This is a genomic window from Acinetobacter sp. PC34, assembly GCF_051789135.1.
Classification (GTDB): Bacteria; Pseudomonadota; Gammaproteobacteria; order Pseudomonadales; family Moraxellaceae; genus Acinetobacter; species Acinetobacter johnsonii.
This window is the reverse complement of sequence record NZ_CP196664.1, coordinates 2486866-2507865: the sequence shown is the minus strand read 5'-3', so window position 1 is coordinate 2507865 and position 21000 is coordinate 2486866. Positions and strand designations below refer to the sequence as shown.

The 21000-nt window shown below is 40.5% G+C and carries 19 protein-coding genes; 12 read left to right on the top strand and 7 right to left on the bottom strand.

Annotated features, from left to right (window positions below; all coding sequences use genetic code 11):
• Positions 1-253: 253 nt before the first annotated feature.
• Positions 254-1873, bottom strand: coding sequence for an oleate hydratase (locus ACSC9N_RS12245; protein WP_058952156.1), 1620 nt, complete (start codon positions 1871-1873; stop codon positions 254-256).
• 443 nt (positions 1874-2316) lie between these two features.
• On the opposite strand from ACSC9N_RS12245, the gene ACSC9N_RS12240 reads away from it, so the two are divergent.
• The 4 genes from ACSC9N_RS12240 (at position 2317) to ACSC9N_RS12225 (ending at position 4790) form a co-directional block, all read left to right on the top strand.
• Positions 2317-2940 (top strand): LysE family translocator, encoded by a 624-nt coding sequence (locus ACSC9N_RS12240; RefSeq protein WP_005399945.1) that lies wholly within the window; start codon positions 2317-2319, stop codon positions 2938-2940.
• Positions 2941-3050: 110 nt separating this feature from the next.
• Positions 3051-3722 (top strand): CsgG/HfaB family protein, encoded by a 672-nt coding sequence (locus tag ACSC9N_RS12235; protein ID WP_058869141.1) that lies wholly within the window; start codon positions 3051-3053, stop codon positions 3720-3722.
• A 13-nt stretch (positions 3723-3735) separates the two neighbouring features.
• The gene (locus tag ACSC9N_RS12230; RefSeq protein WP_058952154.1) at positions 3736-4113 is read left to right on the top strand and encodes a DUF4810 domain-containing protein; all 378 of its coding nucleotides are present in this window, start codon (positions 3736-3738) and stop codon (positions 4111-4113) included.
• On the top strand, positions 4110-4790 hold the full coding sequence (locus ACSC9N_RS12225; RefSeq protein WP_058952153.1) for a DUF799 domain-containing protein: 681 nt from the start codon (positions 4110-4112) through the stop codon (positions 4788-4790). The genes ACSC9N_RS12230 and ACSC9N_RS12225 overlap by 4 nt, the downstream gene beginning before the upstream one ends.
• A 103-nt stretch (positions 4791-4893) precedes the next feature.
• Here ACSC9N_RS12225 and ACSC9N_RS12220 read toward each other — a convergent pair whose 3' ends face one another.
• Entirely contained in the window at positions 4894-5868 is a 975-nt protein-coding gene (locus ACSC9N_RS12220) for an MBL fold metallo-hydrolase (RefSeq protein ID WP_058952152.1), read from the bottom strand.
• 98 nt (positions 5869-5966) lie between these two features.
• Here ACSC9N_RS12220 and ACSC9N_RS12215 point away from each other — a divergent pair, with 98 nt between their 5' ends.
• Entirely contained in the window at positions 5967-6896 is a 930-nt protein-coding gene (locus tag ACSC9N_RS12215) for a hypothetical protein (protein WP_058952151.1), read from the top strand.
• A 290-nt stretch (positions 6897-7186) separates the two neighbouring features.
• Here the strand turns inward: ACSC9N_RS12215 and metG are convergent, their stop codons facing one another.
• The gene (metG, locus tag ACSC9N_RS12210; protein WP_058952150.1) at positions 7187-9244 is read right to left on the bottom strand and encodes a methionine--tRNA ligase; all 2058 of its coding nucleotides are present in this window, start codon (positions 9242-9244) and stop codon (positions 7187-7189) included.
• Positions 9245-9416: 172 nt separating this feature from the next.
• On the opposite strand from metG, the gene ACSC9N_RS12205 reads away from it, so the two are divergent.
• The 3 genes from ACSC9N_RS12205 to ACSC9N_RS12195 all read left to right on the top strand — a co-directional run bounded on the left by ACSC9N_RS12205 (position 9417) and on the right by ACSC9N_RS12195 (position 12167).
• Complete coding sequence (locus ACSC9N_RS12205; protein WP_081316833.1) at positions 9417-10670, top strand: hypothetical protein; 1254 nt, start codon at positions 9417-9419, stop codon at positions 10668-10670.
• A gap of 82 nt (positions 10671-10752) precedes the next feature.
• Positions 10753-11553: a hypothetical protein gene (locus ACSC9N_RS12200; protein WP_058952149.1), complete on the top strand. Its 801-nt coding sequence runs from the start codon at positions 10753-10755 to the stop codon at positions 11551-11553.
• Positions 11554-11702: 149 nt separating this feature from the next.
• Positions 11703-12167, top strand: a complete 465-nt coding sequence (locus ACSC9N_RS12195) for a hypothetical protein (RefSeq protein WP_004981189.1) — start codon at positions 11703-11705, stop codon at positions 12165-12167.
• Between the two features lie 43 nt (positions 12168-12210).
• Here the strand turns inward: ACSC9N_RS12195 and ACSC9N_RS12190 are convergent, their stop codons facing one another.
• The gene (locus ACSC9N_RS12190; RefSeq protein ID WP_058952148.1) at positions 12211-12540 is read right to left on the bottom strand and encodes a hypothetical protein; all 330 of its coding nucleotides are present in this window, start codon (positions 12538-12540) and stop codon (positions 12211-12213) included.
• Between the two features lie 316 nt (positions 12541-12856).
• Between ACSC9N_RS12190 and apbC the strand changes: the two genes are divergently transcribed.
• Positions 12857-14134 carry an iron-sulfur cluster carrier protein ApbC gene (gene apbC / locus ACSC9N_RS12185; RefSeq protein WP_058952147.1) on the top strand — a complete coding sequence of 426 codons (1278 nt, stop codon included), beginning with the start codon at positions 12857-12859 and terminating at the stop codon, positions 14132-14134.
• 53 nt (positions 14135-14187) lie between these two features.
• Here apbC and ACSC9N_RS12180 read toward each other — a convergent pair whose 3' ends face one another.
• The 3 genes from ACSC9N_RS12180 to ACSC9N_RS12170 are packed head-to-tail and all read right to left on the bottom strand — an operon-like array spanning position 14188 to position 17677.
• Complete coding sequence (locus tag ACSC9N_RS12180; RefSeq protein ID WP_058952146.1) at positions 14188-16200, bottom strand: TRAP transporter permease; 2013 nt, start codon at positions 16198-16200, stop codon at positions 14188-14190.
• Positions 16197-16670 carry a DUF1850 domain-containing protein gene (locus ACSC9N_RS12175; RefSeq protein ID WP_058952145.1) on the bottom strand — a complete coding sequence of 158 codons (474 nt, stop codon included), beginning with the start codon at positions 16668-16670 and terminating at the stop codon, positions 16197-16199. Before ACSC9N_RS12175 ends, ACSC9N_RS12180 begins: the two co-directional genes overlap by 4 nt.
• Positions 16667-17677 carry a TAXI family TRAP transporter solute-binding subunit gene (locus ACSC9N_RS12170; protein WP_058952144.1) on the bottom strand — a complete coding sequence of 337 codons (1011 nt, stop codon included), beginning with the start codon at positions 17675-17677 and terminating at the stop codon, positions 16667-16669. Before ACSC9N_RS12170 ends, ACSC9N_RS12175 begins: the two co-directional genes overlap by 4 nt.
• Positions 17678-18039: 362 nt before the next feature.
• Here ACSC9N_RS12170 and ACSC9N_RS12165 point away from each other — a divergent pair, with 362 nt between their 5' ends.
• From ACSC9N_RS12165 to ACSC9N_RS12155, 3 genes are all read left to right on the top strand, one after another.
• Positions 18040-18633 carry a LysE family translocator gene (locus ACSC9N_RS12165; protein ID WP_004694517.1) on the top strand — a complete coding sequence of 198 codons (594 nt, stop codon included), beginning with the start codon at positions 18040-18042 and terminating at the stop codon, positions 18631-18633.
• A 114-nt stretch (positions 18634-18747) separates the two neighbouring features.
• Positions 18748-19317 (top strand): dCTP deaminase, encoded by a 570-nt coding sequence (gene dcd / locus ACSC9N_RS12160; protein ID WP_004694514.1) that lies wholly within the window; start codon positions 18748-18750, stop codon positions 19315-19317.
• Between the two features lie 236 nt (positions 19318-19553).
• Positions 19554-20996: a hypothetical protein gene (locus ACSC9N_RS12155; protein ID WP_058952143.1), complete on the top strand. Its 1443-nt coding sequence runs from the start codon at positions 19554-19556 to the stop codon at positions 20994-20996.
• Positions 20997-21000 lie beyond the last annotated feature (4 nt).

Below are 21000 nucleotides of genomic sequence, written 5' to 3'. Positions count from 1 at the left end.
TTTTATCCAATTTAAAATTAGGTGCGTACACGGCCTCAACATTTCAATAAAGTACAAAAGGTGTTTGCGTAGGCAATAACCTTACTTTTGATAGGCCAAAAGTAAGCAAAAGCCTTTGTTACCCATACATAACATCCCTGTTATGATGGATAACGTGTGGCATCCCTGCCACACTCGCGTATCCAAACGTTGCTTAAATTAAACTATGTAATAGTAGCGACATAAAGGTGCTCTTATCACTATTATTAAAAGCTTAGTGGAACACGGTTTCCAAAGCTTTCAAACCAACTTTCGGATCAAGCAGACCGTTGTAAATTTCAGGGATTTCACGTTCCACCCCAAAGAATTCATAAATGGCAAGCATCGCACCACGAACTGAATATTCCACAGTAAAGACCACGTCATCTTCAATTTCCACAAACTGTCCGAGGAAAGCAAAGTTTTGTGAGCCTTGTGGAATTACCTGTGGACGATCCCCCGGCTTACGGCAGGCGAATAGGGCAGAGGCATATGGCATCATGGCAGTGGTTACATTGGTGGTTGCCAAAACATGATCTAAAATGTCGTCAAAACCGAGCTGTTTAATCAGTTCTGTTAGGATTTCTTGCCCTGTGGCTTCGGACATTGGTTTCTTGATGTAATCGCCCATATGATCAATTTGGAAACCGTAGCCCCATAAGGTATACAGGCCTTCAGGTAAGTCGGCAAAGTGTGGCTGCGCAGGGACCACAATGGATAAATGCCAACCCGACTCATACCAAGTCATCAGTGCGCCGGTGCCTGGTTCATTCCCCGTATAGTCAATAATGCGTTTAAGCAGCACGTCATCTTTCATGGTCAGGGTGAAAGATTCCCACTTATGTTCATCGACATTGCCATAAAAAGTCATTGGACGGCCAAAGTCTGGGGCTTTTTGTGCCAGTGTTTCCCAAAGCGTCCAGCCATGATCTTCTCGATGACGAATGAGGGTAGGCACTTCATGATTACCGCCATAACGTGAGTCCGCAGTAATGGAACCTAAAGTGAAAATGGCTAAATCATTGGCTTTCAGATTAATTTGCTCTGAGCCTTCAGGCAATTGTACGTATAGATGCGAGGCATGGCGCTCTTGAGTTTCAGTATTGGTAATGAAGTCCGCATCTGTGACATAGTGTCCAAAACGCACATCGACCCCTTGTGCGATTAACCAACGCTGTAAGGGAAGGATCATTGAATCATATTGGTTGTACTTAGTACGTTTCACACCCGCTAAGGTATGAATGCGTGGCAATTCTTGAATAAAACGCAAGAAATAGCGTCTTAACTCTGCTGCACTGTGCCATTTTTGAAAAGCGAAAGTGGTGCGCCACATGCGCCAGAAATTGGTTTCAAAAAAGGCCTCATCAAAAAACTCATCAATGCGGCGGCTGCCAATTTTTTCTTCTTTTGAAGCCAATAGCCGCAGCATCTGTGCACGATGTAGTTTATTCAGACCAAGCTTTGCTGCATCCGCAATGACATGTTCGGCATCAATTAAACGTGCATTGGCGTGGGTTTTCACTTGTTCATTAAACTCACGACATTCTTCACGGACTGAAACGTTTGGATCTTCTAATGATGGAATACTGGAAAATAAGTCCCATAGGCATAAATAAGTTTCATCGGTCAGCATTCGCCCACCACGTGTTACCCAAGCTTGCGCGGCATGCGGTGTATGTCCGCCATCCATCGAGCCACCTGAAATATCGAGTTCTTCTAAAATATGGATATTTTTGGCAGGGACTTTGGCATCACGGATCGCAAATGCAGCAGCAGCCATACCTGCAATACCACCACCAATGATCCAAAGATGGGACTGTTGCGTGTCTAATGGGGTGCGCTTCTTATTTTGCATGGTTCACCTTTAATTCTGATGTTAAAAATTATGAAGTTAAAAATGTGGTTTAGAGAAATAAAACCTTATAAATAGTAAGTCTTTTTATATATGAAAAATGTATGAAAAGGGAAGCAATCCCCCATTATATTTTGTAATCAAAAATCAGCATATGATGGCTATTTTTAATACACATTTGTCTTTTTATTAAAATTGAATATGATCTAAATAACTGATGTTGAAGTTTATTGTTGAGTAATTGCTCTATTGTTGTTTTCACTATGGCCTATGCCAAATTTCCTTAAAAATAGGCTTTTTATTTATCATTAAAAAATATAATGGACGTACACGCTGTGGCTTGATCACGATATAAATGTGAAAAATAACTGATAAAGTGAATATCGTAAAAACTTTGTTTAGCGTAAAATCGCAGCTGATAAATTCTCTCAATTTAGAGGTCACTCTTGGAATCATTTTGGATTTTGGGCTCGATTGCCTTTGCATTAATGTTAGGCGCAATGAGCCCTGGACCGACGTCGATTTATGTAGCAAAAAATTCGATTGCGATTTCTCGAAAGCATGGACTCTTTACCGCATTGGGAACTGGAACAGGCGCAGCTGTTTTTGGTCTGTTGGCTGTACTTGGTTTACAAGCCTTTTTGTTGGCAGTGCCGTCAGCGTATTTGGCCTTAAAAATTTGTGGTGGGATCTATTTGCTTTGGCTCGCGTTTAAAATTATTAAACATGCCAAAGAGCCGATTGAGGCAGATCATTCCAGCTCAAAAGCAATGACTTTACGCCGTGCCTTTATGACTGGTTTAATTACTCAGCTCTCCAACCCTAAAATTGCGATTGTTTTAGCCAGTATTTTTACTGCACTTTTACCCAAAGAAATCCCAACCTATTACTATTTTGTACTACCTATCCTGTGTTTCTTTATTGATGCGGGTTGGTGTTCGTTGGTTGCAGTGGCATTGTCTGCTGAAAAGCCGCGCCGTGTGTATTTGAAGTTTAAAGCCGTATTTGACCGCGCAGCAGGGGCCGTAATGACGGTGTTGGGTTTGAAACTTATTTTTGGCATGAAGTGATAAGGTTTACAACAACAAAACTGGATTTTGTATAGGTAACGAAAAGCTAAATGGTTATAATCCCATTGATTTTTTAATGATTTTTAAATTAAAGATTTGAGGGATAAATTTTGAATAAATCTATATTTTTGGCCGTTTTGAGTGGCTTAGCATTATCTGCATGTTCAACAACAGAAACGTCAAAAACAATTCAATCACCGCAAGTAACAGCGGCAGTGGCGACCGTTAAATACGCTGGCACTAAAACGCCTGTTTCTGTAGGGAAATTTGACAACCGCTCAAGCTACATGCGTGGCATTTTCTCAGACAATGTTGATCGTTTAGGTGGTCAGGCGAAAACCATTTTAGAAACGCATTTACAGCAATCGGGCTATTTCTCTGTCCTAAACCGTGACAACCTTGCTGAATTACAACAAGAAGCAGGCTTTACTAAATCCTCTCAAGCCATCAAAGGCGCACGTTATGTATTAACGGGCGACGTGTCTGAATTTGGCCGTAAAGAAGTTGGTGATCACCAGCTATTTGGCATATTGGGGCGTGGTAAAACCCAAATTGCTTATGCCAAAGTGAACTTAAACATTGTAGATGTCAAAACAGCAGAAATTGTTCACTCTGTGCAAGGCGCAGGCGAGTATGCACTCAGTGAACGTGAAATCTTAGGTTTTGGTTCTACCGCTTCTTATGACTCAACTTTAAACGGCAAAGTTTTAGATTTGGCTGTACGCGAAGCGGTTAATAATTTGGTGTTGGATATTCAAACCAATAAGTGGTCTGCGCAGTAACTGGTTTGAATCAATGAAAAAAATCGTATTGGTTTTAGGTGCAATCTGCACCATGACTTTGGTGGGCTGTGTTTCAGCGCCAAAATCGTTATATAGCTGGGGCGAATACCCGCAGCAAACCTATTTGATGTTGAGTCTGCCAGAAAAGACTTCTCCACAAGAACAGATTGGCAAACTTGAAAAAGATATTGAAAAAGCCAAAGCTAAAAATGCAGCAGTGCCTCCGGGATTGTATGCACATTTGGGTTTGTTGAATTTGAATATCAATAACGGGCCACGTGCTGTTCAGTATTTTGAACTTGAACGTCAAACCTACCCAGAGTCGGCAGTATTAATGGATCGTCTTTTGAAAAAAATGACAGCCCAGTCTGCGGCAGGGAGTGTGAAGTGAAACATTTCAAAAAATTATGCGTACTTGGCCTTGCTGTGACACTCTTCACAGGTTGTGCTACGACACCAAAAAGCAATCTTGACCTATCTGCTTATCATGCCAATATGCCAAAATCCATTTTGGTGTTGCCACCTGTGAATGAGACACCCGATACACGGGCAACTTATGGGTATTGGTCTACCGTGACTTTACCTGTAGCAGAAGCGGGCTATTACGTGTTCCCCATTTCTGTGGTCGATACGCTATTTAAAGAAAACGGCGTAACCAATGGCTATGATGCGCAGCAAATTCCAATTCAGAAACTCAATGACATTTTTGGAGCGGATGCCGCACTGTATGTCAAAGTTAAAGAATATGGTTCTAAGTATCAGGTGATTCAATCCGTTTCGACCGTTGCGGTAGAGGCGAAATTGGTTGATTTAAAAACCGGAACATTATTATGGGAAGGTCAGGAAAAAATCCAACAAGCCAATAATAATAGCAACGCAGGTCTGGTCGGAATGTTAGTGGGTGCTTTGATTGACCAAATTTCCAATCACTTATCGGACAAAGCCTATGTACTGTCTAACAGTGTGAGTACGCAGTTGTATGCTCCACAGTTGATGCAGCAAAAAGGGTTGCTATATGGACCTCGCTCTCCGCATTTTGTACAAAACTCGATAAGTCCACAGCAGTAAAAAAAATCCCCTCAAATGAGGGGATTTTTATGATTTAACAAGCTTCTATTTGGATGAAGAGCCTTTTAACTCTCAGCAAAAAAAGAGACGATTTTCGTATAAATTAATCCTTAAAATGCACAGGAATCCATTGATAGCTTTTCCCATCTGCTGAATAGATATGTCCAATAGCAGGGAATGGCAAGTGTGGTGCTGCAATGGTTTGCCCGCCTTTTGCATATTCAGCAAATTGCTTTAAGCGGGTTTGCACTGCTTTTTTCGGGTCGATGTCATAATCAATAGCGGTTTCTGGCTTGTCGAATTGCACAGTATGAGAGTGCACAATGTCACCAATAAATACCACCGTTTCATCTTTGGTTTTTAACTCATAGCTAAAATGTCCGGGTGTATGCCCCGCGGTATTAATCACTTTAAAGCCCTGAACCTGATCGCCCAATTGATACGTTTTGAAGCGTTGTTTGGCTTGATAGGGCGCAATGGCTTGTTTAATTTTTTCAACAGTTCCTAAGTAGCCCGCTTGTTTTTCTTTCGGGAGCTTTTCGACCTGTTTCGGGTTTAGCCAATAGTTCGCTTCATCGCTCGAAACATAAACTGTTGCATTTGGAAAGTTTGCCACGTCATTTTGGCTAATACCACACACATGGTCTGGGTGTAGATGCGTCAGTAAGATGGTATCGACTTGCTCTGGTTGATAGCCTGATTCTTTTAAATTGCTTAACACTGAACCCAAATGTGCGCCAAAACAGCTCGCAGCGCCGCTATCCACTAAAACCAGAGAATGACCTGTATTCACAAGGAAGGCATTGACAGAGGTTGGAACGCCTTTGGCTTGGTCGGCAGCGTATTTCTTTAATATTTCATGCACATCTTTTTCTGGAATGTTTTGAAAGAGTTTAGGCGACATGAAATTGGTGCCATCGAGCAGGGCCGTGATTTGTACATCACCCGCTTGGTATTGATAATAGCCAGCGACTTGTTTTTGTTGGGGGATTGGGGCAGGTGGGGAAAGGGCGAAGGTTGATGAAAATGCAGTAGCTAATAAGCCTAGAACGGTGAGTTTAGATTTCAATTTTTTCATAGGAATTCTTATAGATTTGATAGTGATATGTTTGTTCTAGCATAAGCTTGGTATAGTGACTAGATGAACGTTATAAAAATTAAAATGGTAACTTTTGAATGACGATACTACAAAATGCAATTGACTCAATTCAGCTTGGAATAGAAGACTATGAGTTAATTAAAGAAAATCCGAAAAGATTAATTTCCTGTACAAGAAATCTATTTTCAGGGATTTTGTTACTTTTTAAATATTATCTATACACAGTTAACCCAGATTTAATTTATATACCTTTAAAATCAAAAGAAAAGGGAAGGAAAAAAACATTAGACTTTAAGCAGCTCAAGGATAAATTAGATGAAAGTCAAGTTTTGATAGAATGGGGTGAGTTAGAAAAAATTCAAAAAATTAGAAATGATATTGAGCATAAATATAGCGATGAAAATCCTTTGATAATTTTAGGCTTAGTAGCAGTAAGCTTTAATGTAATAAATGATTTTGTTCGAAAATATTTACAACGAGATCCTATAGAAATTTTTGGTGAAGAAATTTGGTCGATCTTAATAGAAGTAGATCGGGTGTATCAGATTGAAAGGAACCAGTGTATTAATGATTTAGATTCAAATACATACTATAACTTTAAGATTTTAGAGCTTATCAAACAGTCTAATTGTTCAGAATGTGGATTTGATGTCATTAAACCTCTGAAGAACAATACTAATTCCCATCAAATTGAATATAGATGTTTATCTTGCTTTAAAGAAACTGATTATCACGAATTGATTGTCTCCGCTATAGAGCAAGAAGTTGACTATCAACAGAGAAGAGATTCAATGTTTGGAGACTCATTAAACGAAGTATTTTGCACATGTCCATCATGTTGGACGAATGCCTACTCGATAGAAAGTTGTTTTTGTTTTTCATGTCAATATCAGGCAAAACAGATTTGTGATGTATGTGAGTCTAGCTTAACTGGAGATGAAATTAGTTTTCAAAGTAAGTTCTGTAGCGCTTGTCGAAATAGATATGAAAAAGTAATGGCAGAATAGTTTGTTTATTTAATTCCCTTTACCTTTGAATGAGCAAAAGTAACAAAACCCCTTTGTTCACTAGAGGGCACATCCATGTGCCCCCTAGTGAACGGGCGACATCCATGTCGCTGGTCATTTGATTAGATAATGGTTTTCTCATCTTTTTTATTAAAAGAGAGCGTGTAATTAAATTATTCCCTAATGAAAGTTCCTTCTCCCTGAGGGAGAAAGCTAGGATGAGGGGGGAGAAACAGCAAATAATAAAAAAGCCCCTACAACGTAGAGGCTTTTCTTTTAATGATTAAACCTTAAGATACTTTATCGCCAGCTTTAGCGCCAGACTCAGGTGAAATCACCCAAACACCTTCGCCATTGCCCGCAGCTAAAACCATACCGTTAGAAATACCAAAACGCATTTTACGTGGTGCAAGGTTAGCCACCATCACCACCAATTTACCTTTAAGGTCTTGTGGTTGGTAGAACTCACGAATACCGCTAAACACATTACGCGGTTCAGCTTCACCGACATTTAAAGTCAATTGAAGAAGTTTGTCCGAGCCTTCAACGTGAGCTGCATCTAAAACCTCAGCAACACGAAGGTCAACTTTCATAAAGTCTTCAATGCCGATCACTTCTGCCTCGCCAACTTTTGGCTCAGGCTTAGTCGAAGCTTTCTTTTCTTTCTTCTTCTCAACTTTTACAGGTTCAGCCGCAGCCGCTAAAGAGTCTTTAGAAGCATCGACCATTGCAGCAACTGCTTTCGGGTCTACACGTTGCATTAACGGTTGGAACAATGCAATTTCATGATCCACCAATGCCGTTTGAGCAGAAGCAAAGTCAAAGCGGTCTAGTTTTAAGAACTCTTGCACTTGAGCCGCTAAAGTCGGAAGTACAGGCGCAAGGTACACAGCCAATTGACGGAACAGGTTAATCCCGACCGAACATACATCATGTACTTGCTGTTCTTCGCCCTCAACTTTTGCTAAAGCCCAAGGTTTTTTCTCATCGATATATTGGTTGGCTTTATCTGCAAGCGCCATAATTTCACGAATCGCAGCAGAGAACTCACGTGCTTCATAGGCTTTCGCAATTAAATCGCCTGCATCAATAAAGCTTTGTACCAATTCAGGCTCTGCACAAGTTGCACTTAACTTATTATCAAATTTAGTATTGATAAATTTTGCACAGCGACTGGCAATGTTGACCACTTTACCAACCAAATCTGAGTTTACTTTCTGAACGAAATCATCCAAGTTCAGATCAGAGTCTTCAACTTTATCAGACAGTTTAGACGCGAAGTAGTAACGTAAATATTCAGGGTTTAAGTGCTCTAAATAGGTTTCAGCTTTGATGAATGTACCGCGAGACTTCGACATCTTCTGACCGTTTACAGTCAAGAAACCATTGACGAATAAACCTGATGGCGTACGGTAGTTTGCACCTTCAAGCATTGCAGGCCAGAACAGCGCGTGGAAGTAAACGATGTCTTTACCAATGAAGTGATAGACTTCTTTGTCAGAGTCTTTCTTCCAAAAGTCGTCAAAACTTAAATCAGGACGTTTAGCTTTGATATAGTTTTCAAAACTCGACATATAACCAATGGGTGCATCTACCCAAACATAGAAATATTTGTTTGGTGCATCTGGAATTTCAAAACCGAAATACGGTGCATCACGTGAAATATCCCAGTCGGATAGACCCGCTTCAAACCATTCATCCAGTTTGTTGGCAATTGAGACAGGTAAGCGACCTTGGTCACGCGTCCATTTTTGCAAATATTCTGAGAAATTCGGCAGTTTAAAGAAGTAATGATCTGAAGATTTCTCTACAGGCGTCGCACCACTTAAAGTCGATTTCGGGTTTAAAAGTTCGGTTGCATTGTAAGTGGTACCGCAGACTTCACACGCATCACCATATTGATCTTCCGACTTGCATTTCGGGCACGTGCCTTTAATGAAACGATCCGATAAGAACATGCCTTTTTCAGGGTCAAAAAGCTGGTTGACAGGACGGATGGCAATATTGCCTGCTTCGCGGTTTTTCACATAAATTTCAGAAGCACGAACACGGTTTTCATCACTATGCGTTGAATCATAATGATCGAAATGCACGCCAAAACCGTCAAAATCACGGATGTGTTCTTTTTGCACATTGGCAATTTGATCTTCTGGTGAAATACCATTCGCTTCGGCACGTAGCATGATGGCTGTACCGTGAGCATCATCCGCACATACATAAGTCACATCGTGTCCCATTGCACGCATGGCACGAACCCAAATATCTGCTTGGATATAACCGAGTAAGTGTCCCATATGGATGGGACCATTGGCGTATGGTAGGGCGTTAGTGACTAAAATATTACGCACGGATATGACTCTCTCATTCGTATTTTATATAAGGTCAACGATTTTACCTGATGAATGAGGTAATACAAAGCGATGCTTCCTAAAAAGTAGAATAAAAACAAGAGATGATTTAACTTCTACATGTTAGTCTAACTGCAATTTTATTTATTTAATTTAATAGCATAAGGTAAATATGAGCATATTCTTATTGGAGAATGGTCAATTAAATGCCATACATGGAACAACGTTTATCAATGAATCTATTTTAGAGCGTCAGCATTTACAGCAAGCTTTAAAGCAGAATATTAGCGTGATTGCAGCGGATTGCTTAGTTTTAACGGAGGAATATGCAGAATGGGATGCTTCACGTAAACGTATTGATTTATTAGCAATTGATAAACAAGCAAATTTAGTGATCATAGAGTTAAAACGCACCGATACAGGTGATCATATGGAGTTACAGGCCCTTCGTTACGCTTCTATGATTTCTACCATGACTTTTGAGCATGCATTGGATGTATTGGTAGACTATAGAAACAAAAATGGAGAGGAAGGCTTTACAAGAGAAAATGCTAGAGAAACTATTGAGGATTTTATTGAATTAGATGCGATTAATGAAACAAATTTTGGTAATGATGTTCGAATCATTCTAGTTTCTGCTGAGTTTTCTAAAGAACTGACTACATCCGTAATATGGTTGAATGAGAGGGACTTGGATATTACTTGTGTTCGAATGAAACCATACAAATATCAAGATCAAATTTTGATTGATATCCAGCAAGTGTTACCTTTGCCTGAGGCAAAAGATTATCAAATACGAGCTCAAAAGAAAGCTGAAGAAAGAAGAGAAATACAGAAAAATCTAAATAGTAAGGATTATTCTAAATACTTATTTAACGGATTAGAGTTAAATAAAAGAAAACTGGTACTAGAACTAATTAAAACACATATTAAAAATAATAATATTTTATCTCTTGAAGATTTATTGTTTGATTTTCCTCAAGAATTAAGAAAGGGGAGAAAAATGTACAAGCGTTATGATGAAGTGATTCAGACAAATGATAAGAATAGATATTTTTCTGAAGTCGATGAGGTTTTAGATTTGACTGATGGAAAATTTGTTATTTCAAATCAATGGGGTGCAGGAAATATTCAGGCGATTTTAGACCGAGCTGATGAGTTGGGTTATGAGATAGAGATCGTTAGTGACAATGTTTCAGTAATTAAAGAAGTGATTTTTGGAGAGTATCAGATTCAGCAATTATCAAACTTAAGTATTAACATAAGCAAAAATCAAGTGCTGCAATCTGTTGCAAAACCTATATTAAGAGAAATTGCTATTAGAATTAATGTTGATTTAAATAACCTGAAAGGGAATGAAAAAAACACAAGATCATTAGGTTCTGACGTTATTCAGAGAATCTCTCAAATGGAAAAAGAAAGATAGAAAATTAGAAATGGTTATATATCCATTTTGCAATAACAGCGATAATACTTAGATTCAGCCCGTTTTTAAGAGTATGCCGTCCATGATCGATGATGATTTTGATTTCGACCAACCCGTGACCCGAATTCCGCAAAATCCACAAGCGACCAAACTATTGGGCAATCGTCTTTTACAACAAGCTGAACAATATCTTGCTTCAATGGGTAGTCGACCACATGCACAATTGGTCGAGTCGCTCCGTCAGCTCGAGTCTGAAGATTCGTACTTTGCGGTAATGGCGGATCAACTTGAGTATGAAAGTGATGAACCAATGGCCAATGACGTGCTCAATCTGTTGTTTTTCTGGCAAATGGCCAATGAAAAAGAAGCTGATATGACTAAGTTTCAGTTGCCCAATTTAATCCAAACGGACTATTTCCAAGCGACTTTGCTTGACGCTTACGACGCGATGGATTTGGGTGCATTCCAAGCTCAGCGCCGCAGCGTGATTGAAGAAATCTTAAAACTGTATCAACAGCAGTGTTATGCAGGTTGTATTACGGTTCTTTATGGTCAAATTGAAGGAATTTTGACGGATGCGCTGATTGAACATGGGTATTTAAAGCAAAATCAAACCAAGTTCGTCGATGTGTATAAAATTGTACCGGGTTTGAAAGGCCATGAAGTCAAAAGCCTATGGCATAAAGTTAAAATTGCCAGTGAAATCAATCCGTATTTTCTGAGCCTTGAAGCATTGAAAATGGATGCGAGTTCTAGTGTCACGGCCAGCCGTCATAATATGGTACATGGTGCAGACGTGACCCATTTCACTCAAGCCCGCAGTTTCATTTTGTTTATTTGGCTGTTTGCAGTCATCAGTTTTATCAGTACTTTAAAGCGTTAGTCTCTTCCGTTGAGTGGTACAGGATGGTGTTTAAATTGCTGCATCCTGTACAGCTATTGTTTCCAAATGATGCAAATGACGTCAGCACTTAAAAAGCAAGGTATAACTCTGAGTTAAGCAAAATTTTAAATACGAAAGAGGGCTGTGACATGACGAATGACAATAAACTCGATGATTTAAAAACCAAAGCGACTGAGTTGGGTGAAGACTTGAAGTTGAAAGCGCAAGCGGCAAAACTCGAAGGCGAGAAAGTACTGGAAGATGTTAAGCATCAGGCCACTGAAGCGAAGCTTGATGCTGAAAAGCAGCTGACTGACTTAAAGCAGAACGCAGCAGAAAGTAAAGCCGAAGGTGATGCAGCCTTTGAGCAAAAGTTGGAGTCTGCACAAGCCAAAGCCGAGCATGCGAAACAAGTTGCGCAGGAAAAATTGGATCATTTTAAAGTTGAAGCAGGGCATAAACTGGATGAGGCAAAACTTAAAGCCACAGAGTTAAAGCATGAGGCTGAAATTAAACTGGAAGAATTCAAGGTGCAAGCCACTGAAAAGTTTGACGAGTTGAAAAAGAAAGCCACAGAGACACTGCAAAAGTTTAAAAAAGACGACCAAGCTTAATCCGTCCGAGATGGCGAATGTCGGACTTAAATGTTCGCTAAGACTATGGCGTAGACTGTGTACTGAGTGCAGGGTCTGCGTCCAAGTTAAACCACATGATGCTCTGAATTTGATTGTTTACGGTGCGGATGGTATAACGATAGTTTGCAATTTCATATACATATACCGTCTCAAGTGGGCTATTCGGTGCACTGTTGATTGGGGTAGAGGACATAGAAATGGGCGATAAATCGATTTTTTTCTGCATGTCTTGAACTTGATCACCGATAGTCACCGTTTGACCCGCAGGGGTTTTAAATGAATTGGTTGATGTATCTGCAAAACTAAAGCTAGATATGGTGCAAGCCAAAACAACCACGGCCCAAAGTTTCATTTTTTTCTCCCCAAATCGCGTCAAGATAGAACAATAGAATATAGATATTTTGCTATGCAATAACATCACCTTAATTAGGGAGATTGGATTGTACTTACAATTCTTTACGTTCAAATTTGATGTAATTCACCGATTTTATTTTTTCAGTTAGCTTAAGTGACTAAGCTTCGCCCTTTGATATTCAGCGTATAAAACCAACTAAAAAGCTAGGAATACTAAATTTCATGGCATAATCCATAAATACTGAACTTAACCTAAGTTCGTTTTGTGGTTAAACTATAGCATTCAGCTGAATACTCGAATTTGGAGTACATATATGTCGTGGCTTTCTTCTCTTAAATCAGTTTTTTCTCCTGCGCAGGAGGTAAAGGAAGAAGAAATCCAAACAGTACTGCAAAACTATATCTTGCCCAATTCAAACCATGCGTTGAAAGACCGCATTACTCAAGTGAATGTGCAGGGCAATATTCTGCAAATTACCATCAATACTTTTCCTGCCGAAGCAGATGATTTACAACAGATTCATGATGATTTGGCGGTTGCGCTTGAAGCATGCGGTATCAAAGAATTAAACATGCATGTGATTCAACAAAAAACGGGACATAAAGAAAAGTCAGGTGGCTGTGGACATCAGCATGCTGAAGGTGAGAGCTGTTCAAGCCAAGCAAAAGAGGCTGCACCGAAAAGCAATTTACCCCCAGTGATTGATGCTTCAGGCTCAGCAGCCCAAGTTGCTGCACAACCCGTTGAAACTGATCCTAACAACCCACCCATCCAAAAAGCAGCGCCACAACAACGTGATGTGCCGAAGCATCCGCGTATTCAAAATGTGATTTTGGTGTCCTCGGGCAAGGGGGGCGTTGGCAAATCCACCACCACGGTAAACCTTGCACTTGCTTTGCAAAAGCTAGGCTTAAAAGTTGGGGTCTTAGATGCGGACATTTATGGTCCAAGTATTCCGACCATGTTGGGCAATGCGGGCAAAACGCCGATGATTGAAGCGGAAAATTTTGTACCCTTAGATGCCTATGGTTTGGCAGTGTTATCGATTGGGCATTTAACAGGTGATCACAATACTCCTGTGGCTTGGCGTGGGCCGAAAGCGACAGGGGCATTGATGCAGTTGTTCAATCAAACCTTATGGCCTGACTTAGATGTATTGATGATTGATATGCCACCGGGTACAGGTGATATTCAGTTGACGCTTGCGCAACGTATTCCTGTGACAGGTGCGGTGATTGTAACCACACCGCAAAACGTGGCACTTATGGATGCGACCAAAGGCATTGAGTTATTTAACCGCGTACATATTCCAGTTATGGGTGTTGTGGAAAATATGTCGACCCATATTTGCTCAAATTGTGGATTTGAAGACCAAATTTTTGGTACGGGCGGCGGTGATAAACTGTCTGAGCAATATGCTATTCCGCTGTTGGGACGTTTACCTTTAAATGTACAAATCCGTAAAAATGCGGATACGGGCAAGCCTTCTGTTTTAGTGGAAGACAGTGCAGCAGATAGCTATATGCAGATTGCTGAAAAAATTGCAGCCGCACTGCCTCAGGCTGAAAAAGATCAGACTCGTATTTTCTAAATGAGCCATAAAAAAGCCCAACACATTAAGTTGGGCTTTTTTTTGTTTCTTTTTTAGGAGAGTGAATAGGACTGATTTTGTTTTTTTGCTTGCATAATATTAATGCTGATGGCGATCACCACCATCACAATCCCGATAATATCAGTCACAGTTTCAGGGATAATCATACATAAAGCACCTACACCTAAGAAAATTCGCCAGAACCAGTTCAAACCAACTTTAAAGTAACCTTCAACTGCAGCACCCAGCGCCAAAATACCGACTACTGAGGTAAAGACAATACTCACAATAGTTGTCCATGCAGGAAAAGCAAACTCACGTGCATTGACTGCGACATTGGCTGTATCAATCATCAGCATGGCAGGGTTATAGACAAACAAGAATGGGACAATGAAACCCGCTAAAGAAAGCTTCAAGGCTTGGAAGCCCGTGCGCATAGGGTCGCCCCCTGCAATTCCAGCACCTGCAAAGGCGGCTAAGGCGACAGGGGGAGTAATATTGGCAAAAAGACCAAAGTAGAACACAAACATATGCGCCACCAGGGTTGGAATATCAAAGTTTGCCAAAGCAGGTGCAGCCATAGTCGCGGTAATGATATAGGCTGGAATCGATGGTAGTCCCATACCTAAAATCATCGATGCAATCATGGTAAAGAACAGCGTTAGAAATAGGCTGCCTGCACCGATGCTCATAATTGAGGAGGTCATGACAGAGCCAAAGCTGGTCAGGCTCACCACACCAATAATAATCCCCACCACAGCACAGGCTGCCATGACCGAAAGGGATTGTTTTGCACCATCGACGAGCGCTTCTAATATTTCTTTGAAGCCCATACGGGTCGATTTGCGGAAACTCGCCACAATCACAGTTAAGACAATGGTGTAGACCGCGGCATAACTGACAGGAATGGATTGAAAGAGGAAAAACACCAAAGCCACGATCGGAATAAGCAAGTGTCCTCGTTCCTTAAGGACATCTTTAACCCGTGGTAAATCCGCTTTCGGTACGCCTTTTAAATTGTCTTTACCAGCACGGAAATGAACTTGTGCCATTACACCCAAATAGTAGAGCAAAGCCGGAAGAGTGGCTGCAAGGGCAATGGTGCCATAACTGACACCCGTGGTTTCAGCCATAATGAAGGCACTGGCTCCCATCACAGGGGGTAAAATTTGTCCACCCACCGAGGCACTGGCTTCAACAGCGCCTGCAAAATTTTTGTGGTAGCCAATTTTTTTCATCAGGGGAATAGTGAATGAACCGGTACCCACGACATTGGCCACTGCTGTGCCATTAATGCTGCCCATAAATCCACTGGAAATGACGGCAACTTTTGCAGGACCACCTTGTTTATGTCCTGCAAGCGCCATCGCGAGATCATTAAATAGTTTACCCATACCTGATTTCGCTAGAAAAGCACCAAACAAAATAAACAGGAAAATGAAAGTGACTGAAGCACCGATTGCGGAAGAATAAAGACCTTCGGTTTTTAAATACATTTGCCCGAAAATATCACTAATACTATATGGACGCGTCAATAAACGATCAGGGACCCAGTCATAGTGGCTAAAAAACGGGTAAGACAGAAAGACTAAACCTAAAATAGGCAGCATCCATCCCATGACCCGCCGAGCGCCTTCAACCACCAGCACCACGGCTAAAATGGCAAAAACAATATCTAAGGTGTTTGGAATACCACCACGTGTGGTCATAATGGCTTGATATTCTTTCCAAAGGTATAAAAAGGTTGCTAAAGCGGCTAAGGCAAGTAACCAATCCAACCAAGGGATACTTTGTCGTGAACTGGACTGACGCGCAGGATAAAGTAGAAAGATCAAAACCAAACCAATAGCGACATGGGCGGAACGCTGAATCAGTTCGGGTAGTGGATTAAAGGTAATAAATAAATGAAATAAGGAATAGAAAATAGCAATCGCCGCTATGAACCATGCCACAGATTTGTTGCTTGGGGAACGAGTCACTGACTCACGATCAAATTTTTCTAAAATGGCTTGTTGTTGTTGCTCATCTAATTGTTCAGGGGCAACTTTTTCTTCATTTTGAGTCATCGGCATTCTCCGATCTGCCATGCTTTCCACAAGGGCTGTTGTTGTGCTGTAATTTGCACCAAGGTGTAATCTGGATATTGTTGAAAAATGGGCCAGACGCTCTGGTGAATGATGATACTGCCTTGCATATTCTTGGAAATGATCCAGTTGATTTGATCAATTTGCCGATTAACTTTCATTCTGACCATACCTTCTTTTTGAAAGATGATGGGATAGTCATTCGGTGTGCCTGCACCGAAAGAAATCAGGTCGGTGTAGCGCAATATAAAGTGTTGTTGCTCTCGTTGATAGTTTTCAATCCAACGAGTTTTTTCAACTGAATGTTTCCACTGCAAATTAAATTGTGCTGTTGAAATTCGGCACTGCATTTGAGCAACAGTCACTTCGCTATAGCGCACAGGCAAGAACAACAGCCCGCATAAACTGAGTAGAAAAAGTGCAGTAAACACTGCACTTTTTTTCAGCTTCACTTTTTCGCTGCAAGTTCGTCGTAATAACGCTTAGCCCCAGGGTGTAGCGTAGCAACCACGCCTTTTTGAGCTGTTTCCAGATTAATTTCTGTCGCTGCCTGATGTGAGTTGGCCAACTGTCCTAAACTATCAAAGAAGGTTTTGGTCAGTTTGTAGACATCATCTTCAGAAAGATCGGAACGTACCACTAAAGCATTCATAATGGCCGCAGTTGGAATATCTTCTGCATTGCCATAAGTGCCTTTGGGAATATTTAGAGATAGGAAATAGGTTTGGTTTTTGGCGATTTGTTTCACTTTCTCAGGATCAATCCCGACCAGTTGTAAATCGAAACCTTGTTGCAGTTCCATCAAGGATGAGTTGGGGATACCACTGGTTAAGAATGCAGCGTCAATTTTTCCACTCTTTAAAGCATCCGCGGCTTCTGCATAGCCTAGATAGTCGACCTTCACGTCATTGTAAGTAATACCAAAACCATTTAAGAGGGTGCGCGCATTAACTTCAACGCCTGAGTTTTGAGCACCGACGGCAATACGCTTACCTTTTAAGTCTTCAAGCTTTTTAATGCCTGATTTTTTTGATGCCACAATTTGCACATAGTTGGGATAAAGTGCTGCAATTTGTTGGACATTATCAATTTTCCCACTGGCAAAACTACCTGTGCCATTCAGTGCTTCGGTTAAGCTGTCACTCATGACAAAAGCCATTTCAACTTTTTTCTGTTTGAGTAAGTTAAGATTTTCTACCGATGCGCCTGTGGTTTGGGTTTTTGAATTTACACCGTAGGTTTTATTATAAATTTCAGCCAAACTGGTGCCAATCACGTTATACGGGCCAGATGCGCCACCTGTTGCTATGTTGACAAATTTACTTTGGAGTTTGTCGGATGCTTGTGCACTGGTTTCAGTTTGAGCATCACCTGAAGTCGTGGTTTTATTGTCACTTGAGCATGCTCCTAGACCTGCAAGTGCAATTGAAAGTAGCGTGAGTTGAGTCCATTTTTTCATATACTTTTCCTCATTTTATTATCTTCAAAGCCATTCACTTGGCTCTTTTATCCTTGATTTAGCGTGATCAGATTGATGAATAAAAATACGCATGTTTTAAAAAGTAACTGATTAAAAATCATTTGAATAGTTTTTTTTTCATTAGGCATGTCTATTTGATTTATAAAATCATTGATTTGAAAAAAGAATAAAGCATGTGGCGTCATTTTTATGAATGCTAGATTGGGTAAGGGCCTCATACGTTATTTATGTTAAGTATTGAATGAAAATTAAAAAAACTGTTATCACGGTTCACTAAATTTGATTGCTTTCAGCATGGCAAGTCATTACGCTTATAGTTATATATATGTGGGTCTGTGAATATGGTCACTTGGTTTTTTATTGGTTTAGTGATAACCATTCTTTTAACTCCAGGACCGACCAATACCTTACTTGCCTCTTCGGGTATTCAAGTCGGTATTCGTAAATCATTGCGTCTCATTCCTGCAGAAGCTTTTGGCTATCTCATTTCAATCACGGCATGGGGCTTCCTCATTGGAAAAGTGTCTGTGCACTTGCCTTTATTGCCGACCATTTTAAAATTGTTCAGCGCAAGCTATATCATTTATTTGGCCATCAAATTATGGCGTACAGCCGATGCTGAAGTGAGTTTTAATCAACCGACTATTCGGGCGCGTGAACTGTTTTTGGCAACATTATTGAACCCTAAAGCATTATTGTTTGCTTCAGCCATTTTCCCAACCATTGCGTGGACAAAACTAGATTATTATCTGTCACATATGTCGCTGTTTTTGGTTTTGATTGTTCCAATTGCTTTCTTTTGGACTTTTATCGGGTCAATTTTAGCGAGCAATAAAATTCGTTGGCTGAACCAATCTAACCTGCAAAAAACAGCATCACTGGTTTTGATGAGTTTTTCGATTCCGCTGAGCTATTCTGCGATTTTAAGCTTTTAATTTAGTAATTAAAGACAGAAATTTTGCGAACTTAAACGCGCTTATTTTCATTGAAAGCGATTTCAGTTAAAGTACAACGCAATTATTGAAATTAAGCTTTTTTGGAAAGAATAAATGGCTATTAAGTCCGATCGTTGGATTCGCGAAATGAGCGAAAAACACGGCATGATCGAACCGTATGCAGAAAACCAAGTTCGTTTAGATGAAAATGGTCAAAAACTCATTTCTTATGGCGTGTCGAGCTATGGTTATGACGTTCGTTGTGCACGTGAGTTTAAAGTTTTTACCAATGTTCACTCGGCAATTGTAGATCCAAAAAACTTTGATGATAAAAGTTTTATCGACATTGAAGCTGATGTTTGTATTATTCCGCCGAACTCATTTGCTTTAGCTCGTACCGTTGAGTATTTCCGTATTCCACGTAATGTGTTGACTGTGTGTTTGGGTAAATCGACCTATGCACGTTGCGGTATTATCGTAAACGTCACACCACTTGAGCCTGAGTGGGAAGGTCATGTTACTTTAGAGTTCTCGAATACAACTAATCTTCCTGCACGTATTTATGCAGGTGAGGGTGTTGCACAAATGTTGTTCTTCGAATCTGACGAAGTGTGTGAAACATCGTATAAAGACCGTGGTGGTAAGTACCAAGGTCAAACAGGTGTAACTTTACCAAAGACCTAAGTTTTTGATATTAAAAAAGCGGATCATTGATCCGCTTTTTTTATGTCAATTCATTCATCGGAAAATAAATATTATCGGACAGTTGGTTTTGCATTTGTGTTGAGTTTCAGCATAATCAATTGTGAAATAGAGTGCTTTGGTTGACGCAAATAAAAATTATAGTGCGCAGAGTAAAATGCCAAGCAAAGGATGCAGTACATAAAGATGCGGAGCATCGAATAATAAGGATGGTCGAGATGACGAATCGTATATATCCCGCAGGATTGAAAAAATCCTGTTTAGCTAGTCTTGTCGGACTCATACTTGCGCAGTCTACATTTGCCCTTGAGTCACTTTCCGATGAATATCTAGCGGATACTACGGGTGAAGGCATTGCTTTACTTCCTGAAAACTTCAAGATGGTGTTCCAAGGGGCCAATGATCTCTCCACTGCTTCTAGCTACAACCGTGGCGTAGCCAATCCACAACAATACGACACGGGTTTCATTCGTATTATTCCTGTGGGTGAGAACTACTCCAAATATACCGATGCTGATGATCTGAGCACGAAACGAACCAAAGCGGACATCTTTATTTATGGTTTAGCACTTTCACGGTCTGATAATAATGCCAATAGTCGTTTCAGCAATCAGGGCTTTACATGGGGAAGCGATGTTAATCCTTGGTTATTTCGCGCTGGTACAGCCACGGGGATTAAACAGTTTCATCAATCGAATGCAAGTTCAGATGTGAGTTTTCTAGGGCTGGAAGCGCCTTTAGCAACTGTTGTAGCAAATGAAGCAGATAATAATATTAAACTAGGTCTATGGTGGGATGCTTTTTCACGCAGTTGGAATTCCCAAAATAAAGTGGACCCTATTACAGGTGCACCGACAACAACCAATGCGGCTGCGGATCCTGATTTAAGTTTAAACCAAAGAATACGTTTACAGGCGGTTGCCAACGGATTGAGTTTAAATGGCTCACAGGTTCGTATGTTTCAAACTCAAGCATCTACCTTAGACCAGCAAAATAAAACCTTTGGGATGGCAGCCTTACTTCGGATCAATACTAATGATGATCCATCTACATTAATCTATGAAAATACAGATGCAAATAAAGCGCAGTTGAATGGCAAAGTCCTTCGACTGAGCACAGCTGCGACCAACGACGGTACGGCAGTCACACCCGCATTAGATCGTTCATTGGCTCCAATCTTTGATGCGAGCGAGGGGCTTTATTTATATAGCCCAAATATTAACTTGGTCTTGGGCAATATGTATCAGCCTTTTGTTGTAGGTTCGGAAGGACGCAATATTATTCTTGAAGTCACGCGTATTCCGAACGTGCCTGAAATTTATAAGCAGATTTATACCTACTACCCAGATGTACAAGGTGGAAACAATGCAGATTATAAAGGATCAACCTGTAATGTGGCCTATTGTGGTTCGAATTTTGTTCAAACTGGGGCAGGGAGTACTGCGATTCAATACCAAGGAAATAACGCAACACATAGCAGTATTTCGATTGGTAGCGTGACACGGGATCCGACCACCAATACGCTCAAAGCCAATACGGCGACACAATCTACTGGTGTGGTATTCCGCGGGACTGGAACAGCAGTTCCTGTGAATTTGGGTTCAGTTGCTATCGATGGTGTATTGATCCAACACTTAAAAATTAAGACCACAGGGCTATAGGATA

Excerpts from the sequence above, each read along its gene's own strand:
- apbC (WP_058952147.1), top strand. The coding sequence starts at position 12,857 with ATGTCGTGGCTTTCTTCTCTTAAATCAGTTTTTTCTCCTGCGCAGGAG.
- ACSC9N_RS12205 (WP_081316833.1), top strand. The coding sequence starts at position 9,417 with ATGAGCATATTCTTATTGGAGAATGGTCAATTAAATGCCATACATGGA.
- ACSC9N_RS12200 (WP_058952149.1), top strand. The coding sequence starts at position 10,753 with ATGATCGATGATGATTTTGATTTCGACCAACCCGTGACCCGAATTCCG.
- ACSC9N_RS12215 (WP_058952151.1), top strand. The coding sequence starts at position 5,967 with ATGACGATACTACAAAATGCAATTGACTCAATTCAGCTTGGAATAGAA.
- ACSC9N_RS12170 (WP_058952144.1), bottom strand. The coding sequence starts at position 17,677 with ATGAAAAAATGGACTCAACTCACGCTACTTTCAATTGCACTTGCAGGT.
- ACSC9N_RS12155 (WP_058952143.1), top strand. The coding sequence starts at position 19,554 with ATGACGAATCGTATATATCCCGCAGGATTGAAAAAATCCTGTTTAGCT.
- ACSC9N_RS12165 (WP_004694517.1), top strand. The coding sequence starts at position 18,040 with ATGGTCACTTGGTTTTTTATTGGTTTAGTGATAACCATTCTTTTAACT.
- ACSC9N_RS12220 (WP_058952152.1), bottom strand. The coding sequence starts at position 5,868 with ATGAAAAAATTGAAATCTAAACTCACCGTTCTAGGCTTATTAGCTACT.
- ACSC9N_RS12190 (WP_058952148.1), bottom strand. The coding sequence starts at position 12,540 with ATGAAACTTTGGGCCGTGGTTGTTTTGGCTTGCACCATATCTAGCTTT.
- ACSC9N_RS12245 (WP_058952156.1), bottom strand. The coding sequence starts at position 1,873 with ATGCAAAATAAGAAGCGCACCCCATTAGACACGCAACAGTCCCATCTT.
- dcd (WP_004694514.1), top strand. The coding sequence starts at position 18,748 with ATGGCTATTAAGTCCGATCGTTGGATTCGCGAAATGAGCGAAAAACAC.
- ACSC9N_RS12180 (WP_058952146.1), bottom strand. The coding sequence starts at position 16,200 with ATGACTCAAAATGAAGAAAAAGTTGCCCCTGAACAATTAGATGAGCAA.
- ACSC9N_RS12195 (WP_004981189.1), top strand. The coding sequence starts at position 11,703 with ATGACGAATGACAATAAACTCGATGATTTAAAAACCAAAGCGACTGAG.
- ACSC9N_RS12230 (WP_058952154.1), top strand. The coding sequence starts at position 3,736 with ATGAAAAAAATCGTATTGGTTTTAGGTGCAATCTGCACCATGACTTTG.